The 8,830-nt window shown below is 66.2% G+C and carries 16 protein-coding genes; all 16 read left to right on the top strand.

All coding sequences use genetic code 11. The features are described 5' to 3' along the window. A partial coding sequence (locus tag ASF71_RS24600) for a hypothetical protein (protein ID WP_369815027.1) occupies positions 1-921 on the top strand: 921 nt, incomplete at its 5' end. 553 nt (positions 922-1,474) lie between these two features. Next, positions 1,475-1,747, top strand: a complete 273-nt coding sequence (locus ASF71_RS19315) for a hypothetical protein (protein ID WP_056303162.1) — start codon at positions 1,475-1,477, stop codon at positions 1,745-1,747. Next, positions 1,744-2,088, top strand: a complete 345-nt coding sequence (locus ASF71_RS19310) for a hypothetical protein (protein WP_056303160.1) — start codon at positions 1,744-1,746, stop codon at positions 2,086-2,088. Before ASF71_RS19315 ends, ASF71_RS19310 begins: the two co-directional genes overlap by 4 nt. Then, on the top strand, positions 2,085-2,327 hold the full coding sequence (locus ASF71_RS19305) for a hypothetical protein (RefSeq protein ID WP_156372983.1): 243 nt from the start codon (positions 2,085-2,087) through the stop codon (positions 2,325-2,327). Before ASF71_RS19310 ends, ASF71_RS19305 begins: the two co-directional genes overlap by 4 nt. Continuing rightward, on the top strand, positions 2,324-2,956 hold the full coding sequence (locus ASF71_RS19300; RefSeq protein ID WP_056303156.1) for an SGNH/GDSL hydrolase family protein: 633 nt from the start codon (positions 2,324-2,326) through the stop codon (positions 2,954-2,956). Before ASF71_RS19305 ends, ASF71_RS19300 begins: the two co-directional genes overlap by 4 nt. A 425-nt stretch (positions 2,957-3,381) precedes the next feature. Beyond that, positions 3,382-3,624, top strand: a 243-nt coding sequence (locus tag ASF71_RS19295; RefSeq protein WP_235514066.1) for a hypothetical protein, incomplete at its 5' end; no start/stop codon positions are given. Between the two features lie 87 nt (positions 3,625-3,711). Beyond that, positions 3,712-4,659, top strand: coding sequence for a hypothetical protein (locus ASF71_RS19290; RefSeq protein WP_056303152.1), 948 nt, complete (start codon positions 3,712-3,714; stop codon positions 4,657-4,659). 239 nt (positions 4,660-4,898) lie between these two features. Then, positions 4,899-5,060, top strand: coding sequence for a hypothetical protein (locus ASF71_RS24275; protein ID WP_156372981.1), 162 nt, complete (start codon positions 4,899-4,901; stop codon positions 5,058-5,060). Continuing rightward, the gene (locus ASF71_RS24270) at positions 5,038-5,235 is read left to right on the top strand and encodes a hypothetical protein (RefSeq protein WP_156372980.1); all 198 of its coding nucleotides are present in this window, start codon (positions 5,038-5,040) and stop codon (positions 5,233-5,235) included. Before ASF71_RS24275 ends, ASF71_RS24270 begins: the two co-directional genes overlap by 23 nt. A gap of 99 nt (positions 5,236-5,334) precedes the next feature. Continuing rightward, positions 5,335-5,745 (top strand): hypothetical protein, encoded by a 411-nt coding sequence (locus ASF71_RS19285; protein ID WP_056303150.1) that lies wholly within the window; start codon positions 5,335-5,337, stop codon positions 5,743-5,745. Between the two features lie 12 nt (positions 5,746-5,757). Further along, the gene (locus ASF71_RS19280) at positions 5,758-6,168 is read left to right on the top strand and encodes a hypothetical protein (RefSeq protein ID WP_056303148.1); all 411 of its coding nucleotides are present in this window, start codon (positions 5,758-5,760) and stop codon (positions 6,166-6,168) included. Beyond that, complete coding sequence (locus tag ASF71_RS19275) at positions 6,149-6,673, top strand: hypothetical protein (RefSeq protein WP_156372979.1); 525 nt, start codon at positions 6,149-6,151, stop codon at positions 6,671-6,673. Before ASF71_RS19280 ends, ASF71_RS19275 begins: the two co-directional genes overlap by 20 nt. Next, complete coding sequence (locus ASF71_RS19270; protein WP_056303144.1) at positions 6,670-7,308, top strand: M15 family metallopeptidase; 639 nt, start codon at positions 6,670-6,672, stop codon at positions 7,306-7,308. Before ASF71_RS19275 ends, ASF71_RS19270 begins: the two co-directional genes overlap by 4 nt. Then, positions 7,305-7,469, top strand: coding sequence for a hypothetical protein (locus tag ASF71_RS24265; RefSeq protein ID WP_156372978.1), 165 nt, complete (start codon positions 7,305-7,307; stop codon positions 7,467-7,469). The genes ASF71_RS19270 and ASF71_RS24265 overlap by 4 nt, the downstream gene beginning before the upstream one ends. Next, entirely contained in the window at positions 7,466-8,242 is a 777-nt protein-coding gene (locus ASF71_RS19265) for a hypothetical protein (RefSeq protein WP_235514624.1), read from the top strand. Before ASF71_RS24265 ends, ASF71_RS19265 begins: the two co-directional genes overlap by 4 nt. 24 nt (positions 8,243-8,266) lie before the next feature. After that, positions 8,267-8,593, top strand: a complete 327-nt coding sequence (locus ASF71_RS19260; RefSeq protein ID WP_156372977.1) for a hypothetical protein — start codon at positions 8,267-8,269, stop codon at positions 8,591-8,593. Positions 8,594-8,830 lie beyond the last annotated feature (237 nt).

The following is an 8,830-nucleotide window of genomic DNA, read 5'->3' as shown; positions in this document are numbered from 1 at the left end:
AGCTGTATCTCAACCGCTTGCTGCACTTCTTCACGAAAAACGCAGAATTTCTCGGCCAGCACGGCTATTCATTGTCCTACGCGAGGTGCAACTTCTGAGAATGACGCTCAGGCCGAGCAGCGCCGCAATGTTGCCGAAAACGCTTCCTTTACCTTGGCCCGGCGGCATGTAGGCGCAGCAGGCTTTCTCCAGCATGACGTTCTTGAGCAGATCATCTCTGCTGGTCGGGATCAGATTGAGGTTACCCGCTCGCTGCACCAGGTGGTGACCGCAACCCAGGCCCAGTTGCAAGCTACCCAACTGACTACCACAGAGGGGGGGCAAGCTCACCTTGACACGCTCCGAGACATCGTGAAGTCCAGTGAGGCACAGATCCGGATTGCCACAGAACTCCGGGAATCCATCCAACACATCCTGACAGATGTCATCGGCACTCCCCTGGAGGAGGTCAGTGGTCACCTGCTACGTACCCTGGGTGAGGTCGTGCAGCAGCAGTTGGAAGAACTTCAAAACCTGATTACGACAGCTCTGGGTGAAGCCGACACTGCTCAACAGAGAGCCAAACTCCAGCAAGTCAGGGACGATACGGAGACCCTCCAGGTCCAAGTTGCTCATGAACAGAGCGAGCGAAATCTCACTCAGTTGGAGCTTTTAGGAGCCGTAGCTTTGGAACGTGTACGGGAACTGGAGGAGGGCGGCCGCACCCATGCTGCACAACGAGCTGAGCTTGAGCAGAAGGCAGAGAGTACATGCCAGTTGATTTCATCTCTGGAACAACAGGAGGAACAGAATCTGGCCAAGCTGGCCAATCTGGAGAAGAACGAGCTCAAGGCTACGGAGCGACAACATGTACTGGAAGCAAGAGTTCAGCAGACGGAGACTGAACTGAGTCACCATCACGTCTCCAAGCAACAAGAGTGATACTCAGGAGGTGCATCTCGTATAAGACAATGAATAGCTCTGCTGGCTGAGAAATTCCGCGTTTTTTGTGAAGAGGTGCAGCAGGTGGCCCAAGTAGAGCTTCGGCTGAAGAGCGAGCAGCGCACGATGGGCGCTGCTCGCTAGCGTTTGGCCCGGTTGTGCGTAGAGCAGGGTCAGGGTTCAGGCCACGAAGATCAGCAGCAGCTAACGGTCCAGTCCTCGCGCGGTCCACAGGGCAAAGCGGTTCAGCCCAAACCGATGCTTGCTCTCCTTAAAGAGGGACTCGATCTGCCAGCGTTTTGCCCTCTCCAAGGGTTACCTCGTCGCCCTCCATCACGGAAGACACCGTGTGGAACACGTGCGAGTCGCGCTGAACGCGGCCGAGGGTCAGGGTGTCGTGCGGCCAATTCTGGAGCTCGACATATCCTCCATGCCATATGCCGGAGCAGAGCGAGGTACCCGGCCTACCGCCGCGTCGCTTGTACGCTCTGATCTGGATAGGGCAGATGCGCGCCGGGAACAGCCCTGCTCCCACCCAACTGGGACGGCACTGATGGCGGGTACCTCAAAGATCATCCCGTTTGTCAAGACGGCACCGCAGAGCTGCCAGTACTGCGCGTGGTGGTCGCCGCAGAAGTATGCGGCCCCCGTGCGCGGCGCCACGACCCGGGCACACGGGGTACCGAGCGGCTTGGGCAACTGCGGGCGCCTGCGCCTGCTGAACCTCACGATCACGCCGGCCAACGGACTGCTGGCGACCGACATGCAGCCCCTGCCCCTTACCCCGAGCGACTTTGGATGCAAGCAATGGGACCCCAAACCATGACTGACCCCACCCCCTCCCCGACCTTCAACGGTGTCCTGCACCTGGAGATCCGGCGCAAGGGCCCGCGCCCCGGCGTGGCCGACATCGAGCACCGCGTGTACAGCGCGAAGATCGCGCGCAGCGCCGAGGACCCGGAGGCCCGTAACTGCACCTTGGAGCACGTCAGCTACCAGGGCGACTCTCAGCAGATCAACCGGCGCGAGCTGACCCTTGAGGGCTATGACCCGGAAACCGACACGGCGACGTACCGGGAGTCGGTCAAGGGCAGCGAGACGTGGTACGAGAAGCTCGGCCGCTTCGGCTGGGTGCGCCGGCCGGATCTGGAGCGCGAGGAGCCGTGACGGGCCCCCGCCCCTGGCTCCGGACCTGGGATGTGGAGGCTGAGCCTGCCCCTGCCCCCGCGCCGGCCCGGCCCACCGTGAGCGCGGTGAAGCGCGAGGCCAAGCGGCAGCGCGACGTGGCCCGCGCTGAGGGCCGCAAGCGCGCCCTGCCCGTGATCTATGACACCCTCGCCCAGGCGGCCGGTTACTCGTCCTGGGCGGCCTACCGGGCCGCACTGGTCAGTGAGAGGACAAGATGAGCCCCAACAGAAGTACCGCGAAGAAACCGCCCAAGAAAGTGTCGGACACGAACCGGGACCGCCGTGCCCGCCGCGGGGAAAAGCAGGCCTCCCCGGAGCCCAAGCCCGCTCTCGGCAGCGGCGGGGTGCCTGGTGCCCTGAAGAACCAGCTCTTCTACTACGCGCTACGCCCCGATCCGGGTCGCTACGCCGCCCAGGTCAAGGTCGTGACGGTCAACCTGGGCACCAACGACGCCGGGCGCGGCATCGGCGATGCGGCCTTCCAGGCGGATTACACGAGTCTCCTGACGCTTCTGAAGGCGCGCTACCCCAATGCTAAGATCCTCGCGCTCCTGCCGTTCAACGGCGTCTACGCGGGCGCGATCCAGGCGGCCGTGGCAGCGGCGGGGAACCGGGCGCAGTACGTCGACACCACGGGCTGGGTCACGACCTTCACGGACGGGACTCATCCGGACCAGCAGGGCCACAGCGACGCTGAGGGCAAGCTGGCGCCTGTGATCCAGAGCGCGTTGACCGCGCAGCCCAGAACGGGCCGTTGCGACGGCCGTCTTCACAAACAGAGGCCTCGCCTTCTTTGCCCCCACCGACCCGGTCCGGTGGGGGCCGTCTTTCATGGCCGGGTGAGGTGAAGCATGGGATTTGTACGAGATCTATTGAACGCGTTTAACGGCAGTTCGGTGCTGCTCCTGGTGCGGAGCCGAACGCAGCCAGGGAAGGCGACGGAGGTGTCGGATGACGAGCCGCTGCCGGTGCGGCTGGTGGGCAGCAGCGCAGGCGGGGGCGAGGGTGGGGGCGGGAGTGACCCGGACAGCGCGCGAGGCCACGCTCGGGCAGGTGCGCGCCTCGGTGGGCACCCTGGCAGCCCAGGCCGGGTATCGAAGGCCTGCACGTCCGGCCGCCCGAGGTGACGGGGTGCTACACGTCCTTCGTGACCGTCACAGCGGTCGCGGCGAATATTCCGACCAACGTCCTGTTCCATGAGGCAACCGTGCATGTGGTTTCGGGCACGATCCGGCGCAGCATCGGCGGCGAGGCGTCGGCGCAGACGCCACTNCCGACCAACGTCCTGTTCCATGAGGCAACCGTGCATGTGGTTTCGGGCACGATCCGGCGCAGCATCGGCGGCGAGGCGTCGGCGCAGACGCCACTGCTTTCGGCCGGGGACTCCGAGGAGATCCGGGGGCGGGAGCTGCTCGCCTACCGGGTCGTGCGGGAGGGTGCGGTAGATGCGCAGTTGTGCATCGAGTACCGCACCCTCGCCCAGCCCACGCCGCCGCCCCCGGTCGAGGAGGTCTGAGATGGGGAAGATACTCGCAAGCCGGTCGCCAACGAGGCCAAGCTCGATAACCACGACGGCCGCCTGAGCGCGTTGGAAATCCCCACGATGAAGGGTAAGCGCCTGGAAGGCTTCAGCTGGTACCGGGCGTTCCGCCTGAACAACGTCCCGAACGAGCCCAACTCGCCGGGTGAGGGCACCAGCGTGGTCTTCCAGATCACGGGGCAGTCGGACTTCGGGAACACGGCCAACACGCAGACCAGCCGCATCTTCGCCTCGTTCGGGGTGCGCGGCGGGGACATCGTGCCGGTCCTCGAGGTCCACGGGAACCGGCGCCTGAGCAACCGGGGCGAGAGCATGGGCTTCCGCGTCTACAAGAACGCGGACGGGTACTACTGGCTCTACATCCGCACGGCGGTCTACAGCGCCGGCACCATCCAGTGGTACATCCCCAACGAGGACGCAGGCAACACGCCCTTCCAGATCACGGACACCATCTCGCATAACGGCGCCGAGTGGGTCATTCCCAAGCCGACCGGCTCGGGCGAGCTGATCTGGGATTACGACACCGCTGAGGCCTTCCAGCCGTTGGTCGTGGGCAAGGGCTATGCGCTGACCTCGACCGACCTGACGGGGCTGATGATTGCTGGCCCGATCGGGGACTTCCCGGTCACGGGCGGCCTTCCTGCGCGCTTCCCGATCAACCGCGCTGTCATGGACAACACGGGCCGGGGCCAGCCGGACCACAGCTATAAGCCGGCCGAGAGCGCGCGCGGGAACACTGAGCTGGGGCCGGGGCTGTACCACTACACCCTCGAACTCGTGGTGAAGGGTGGACAGGCGGGAGCGGTCCTGACGACCACCCCACAGCGCCTCGGAGTGGGCGCACTCCTGGCCCACAAGCGCGTGTTGCGCGGCGGCGACGAGACGGTGACCATGACTGGGACGATCCCCCTCCACGCTTGGCAGAACCTGTGGTTCGACCTCTCGTGTGATCAGAACTACACGGTCGGCGTGGACAGCCTGCTGACGGTCCATCGGGGGTACGGACAATGATCGACTACATCCCCACGCCCGAGCCCGTGCGTGAGGTGCGCAGCACGCTGCCGGAGGGCCGCACGCTGATGCCCGAGGAGGCCCAGGCGCTGCGCTGACTCTACCCGGGCGCCGCGCTCCTCCAGGTCGGGGAGGCGGTCTACCTCACGGCCTGGACCCTCCCCGTTCCCCAGCCGACGGACGCCGAGCTGGAGGCCGCCCTACCCGCGGCCCAGGCCCGAGCGGCGGACCGGGCAGAGATGGACGAGATCGGGGCGGAACTGGCCGAGCGGTACAGCCTGCACGCCCGCGCCCTGGCCCTGCGGAAGGTTCAGGCCGCCCAGGAAATCGAGGAGGAGGCCGCCAGCCTGCTCGCCTACCAACAGGAGATCCGAGACCGTGCCACGACCAGTCCTTCCTAGACGCTGCGACCTCTGCACTGAACGCTGCACGAAGCAGCCCTCCGGTTACTGGCTGTGCGACCCGACCACTGGCGGCTGCGGCTGGAGCGACGACCCCGGCACCATCCAGCCGCAGGCGGCCGCGCCCCAGGTGGTCGAGCTCGCCCCGGCCAGCGAGGCCCCCACGGAGAGCTGAGGCCACTCCCCAAAGAGACAGGCTCACCTGACCTTTATCCCGCCCCAGCACCCGGCCTAGGGCGGTCTTCATTCCCGCCCAATTCCCCGAGGTGCATGCATGTTCAAACTCCCGCTCCTGCCCGCGCTCGCGCTGGGGCTGGCCCTTTGTGCGGGCGCAGCGGCCCCGCCCAAGCTCCCCCCTGCCGCTCCCCACTTCTGCCTCGTCAAAGCCGCCTACTTCCCCGTCTCCTGGCCGATGTGGGCCGACCCCGACACCCGCCTGCGCCGCATCGTCGTCGAGCTGCGTGAGGGCTGCCCCGAGGGTGGTGAGGCCCGCATCTCCCTGTCCAACCTCGCCAGTGGCCGCATGCTGCCCGAGCAGGGCACCTACCGGCTCACGCCCCAGCGTCCAGTCCTCACCGTCCCTTACCCCCCAGGCTCGGGTGTCATGCCCACTTGGGAGGTGCGCTGGCACGCCGCGAGCGGCAAAACTTACCCCGTCCCGCAGGCCCCCAGGGGCGCGCAATGAGGAGCAGACGACATGGAACACACCCCGCTGCTGTCGGGCTTGGACTACACCGCCCTGCTGTGGGCCACGTTCTGGGCACTCGTCTTCAGTGCCAGCCGCCTGCCCAGCAAGCGCCGCTGGCAGATCAAAAACGGCGAAACCCCCACGCCCTGGTGGGTCGTGATCACCGAAACCATGCTGGGCGGCCTCGTCGGGGGCGTGGTCTGCGCCATCGCCCTGCCCGAGATCTGGCCCATCCTGCGCGGCCCCGGCAAGCAGGCCGCGCTCTCCATCGGGGGCGCGGCCGTCGGTCCCCTGCTCGGGCAGTGGATTCCCCAGGCCACCGCACAGGCCATCGCGTTCTTCTCCGAGAACAAGCTCGGTTTCAAAATCGTCGTGCAGGAGCGAAAGGAGGGTGATTCTGATGTCGAAAGTAGCAAGTAAGCGGGCACTCCCCGCGTGGCTCCACCCAGCTGGCTGGTTCTGGTGGCACTGGGTTGCCCTCCTGGGCACGCTGGTCTACCTCGTAACGACTTACTTCGTCATCCCGGTCGACGTGGCGGAGTTCATGGGCCGCGTCCAGGTCGATGAGGCCAACGCGCTCTACCTGCGCGCGGGCATCGGCGGATTTGCCCTCTACGTGGGTTTCGTGATCCGGGGACACCCGTGGTGGCACCTGATCATCTGCCTGCTGATCGCCGTCTTCACCAGCGGGCAGATCATGCGGACTATCTACACGGGCGAGGTGTCGGGGGTGCCGACCTCGTTCCTGGTCATGTACGTGGGCTGGGCCATCTACCTGATCGCGCTGGCCGTGCGCCCGAGCGTGTACGAACAGCTCGATGACGAGCGCCGCCGCACCGAGGCCTGCAGCGACCGCGCGGACCAGGCCGAAGAGCGTGTGGCCGAACTGGAGGCGCAGCTGGGTCTGCGCAGGAGGAAACCGTGAACTTCGACTTTGCCAACTCGATCCGCGCCCGTCCGGCCCAATCCGAGCTGATGCGCGTGTTGGGTGACCCGCGCGGTCCCCGTGAGGTGCCCGCCGCCCAGCACGGTGCCTTCGTCCCTGACCCGACCTGGGCGCGCAGCCACCTCGTGCGGGTCCCCATCGCCCGCCTGCCGGGCTGGCCCCGCTACGCCGGGCAGACGGTCGCCGTAACGGTGCACCGCATTGCAGCCGAGCACCTCGTCGCTACTTGGGCCGAGGTGCGGCGCTGGGGACTGCACACCCGGCTGCACACTTACGACGGCGCGTTCATGGGTCGCCACATCCTCTGGAATCCTCAGAACGCCCTGAGCGTGCACGCCTGGGGATTGGCACTGGACTTCGACCAGGCCACCAACCGTTACGGCATCCCGGCGGCGCAGATGCAGATCGACCGCGACTTTGTCCGCTGCATGGAGGAGTGCGGCTGGACCTGGGGTGGGCGCTGGTCGGAGACGGATGGCATGCATTTTCAGCTTACCGACCCGCTGCCGGGGACGACAGTGCCGAGCTGGCAGGACGCGATGGGCAAGGGGCAGCCCACCCCTGCGCCGCAGCCGGTGCCCACGCCAGTCGCTCCCCCCCTGCCGGGAACGTGACGGTGTGGGTCCACCCGGAGGACATCAATGGGGTGGTCGACACCTCTCAAGTGCTGAGCATCCCCGTGACGGCGGACGGTCACCTGCGGGTCAATGCCCAGGGACGGCCGAAGGTCGTGATCGTTCCCAAGGAACGCCAAGACGAAAGGAAGGTGCTGTGATGGAGTTACAACTGATCTCCGGGCTGGGATTGCCGGGACTGCTGTTCCTGGTCGCGTTCGTGTTCATGCAGATCGCGTTGATTGAGCTGCTGAAGGTCGTGCTGGCGAAGGCTGGGCGCGTGGTGCAGGGGGGCGCGGTCATCCTGTTGAGCCTGGGCCTGGGTGCTGGCCTGGGGGCGTTGATGCTCTCGGGCGTGGCAAGCCGGGCAGGCATCGAGCTGCCCCGGCCGTGGTCCGGGTTGGCGCTGGGGCTGGTGCTGGCCGCCGTCGCGTCTGGGTGGATGGCGTATCGGCGGGAACAGGCCAGGGCGAAGGGGGTGGCGCCGGACGTGTTGCTGGACCTGATGGGGCAACTGGCCCAGGCGCAGCTGCCGGTCGCCCCGGTGGTCCCTGCGGGGCCTCTACCTGCGCCTGCCCCAGTGACCGAGGAACTGCGGCCGATGACGGCCACCGACGTGGCGCAGACCGGGGTGTACGAAGACGTGCCGCTCTCGCGTCCGGCGCCGGCCTGGCTGGACCCGCTGGGCACCACGCTGCTGGGGATCGTCTCGAAGGCGGTGGTGGCCGGGGCGCCGCTGCTGCAGGACGGCAACGCTGAGCGCCTGGTCGGGCTGCTGTTCGGGGTGGCCTGGGACCGGTATGTGGTGCCCCGGCTGCCCTTGTGGCTGCGGCCGCTAGCACCAGTGGTCTACGGCATCGTGGTGCGCGGCTTGGAGGATCTGTACCGGGCCGTGATCAAGCCGCCGAAGCCGGCGCCCGCGCCAACGCCCTAAGAAAAACCCAGAGGCGCCAGACCTGTGAATCTGGCAGCATTTCCCAGTATGGATGGGCCATTCCTCGAGGCTTTAACGGAGCTACAGGACGATGAGGTCTTTGGTTCCTTCGCGGTCGTTGAAGGCCTGGTGCGCTTGGAGCGTATCGCTAAGGCCGCTCTCGCCGCGCACGTCACGAGTGATGAGCTTCGGGCCGCCGCTCGTCATGTGATGGATCGATATTGGAACGACACGGGTTCCTCACCGGCCTTCCTGGAACGTCGACGTGCTGAGGTGCTGCTGCGGCTCGATACCATGCTGGATCACTTGGAGTGGGAGGACCGGATGTACCGGAGTGAATATCTGAATTGACTGTCCAGCAAGGCTTATGCTGTGTTCCTCGTTCGGAGGAGCGTTGCCCTGAATGAGAAGCCCCATCCCGCCCTGGCTTCGACCTGGGCAGGGTGGGGCTTTTTTCGTTTGGCCTCAGAGGTGGGGATGGGGGGTTGGGTTTGCCCCGATATTGCGTAGCTGAAGTTAAGCGGCCGTAGCTTGCCGTTCGAACTCGTGGGGCGTCAAGTCGCCCAGGGTGGAATGGCGACGCTGGCG

Origin of the sequence: Deinococcus sp. Leaf326, assembly GCF_001424185.1 — a bacterium.
Classification (GTDB): Bacteria; Deinococcota; Deinococci; order Deinococcales; family Deinococcaceae; genus Deinococcus.
The sequence above is the reverse complement of the archived record's forward strand: the minus strand, read 5'-3'. Positions and strand labels throughout refer to the sequence as shown.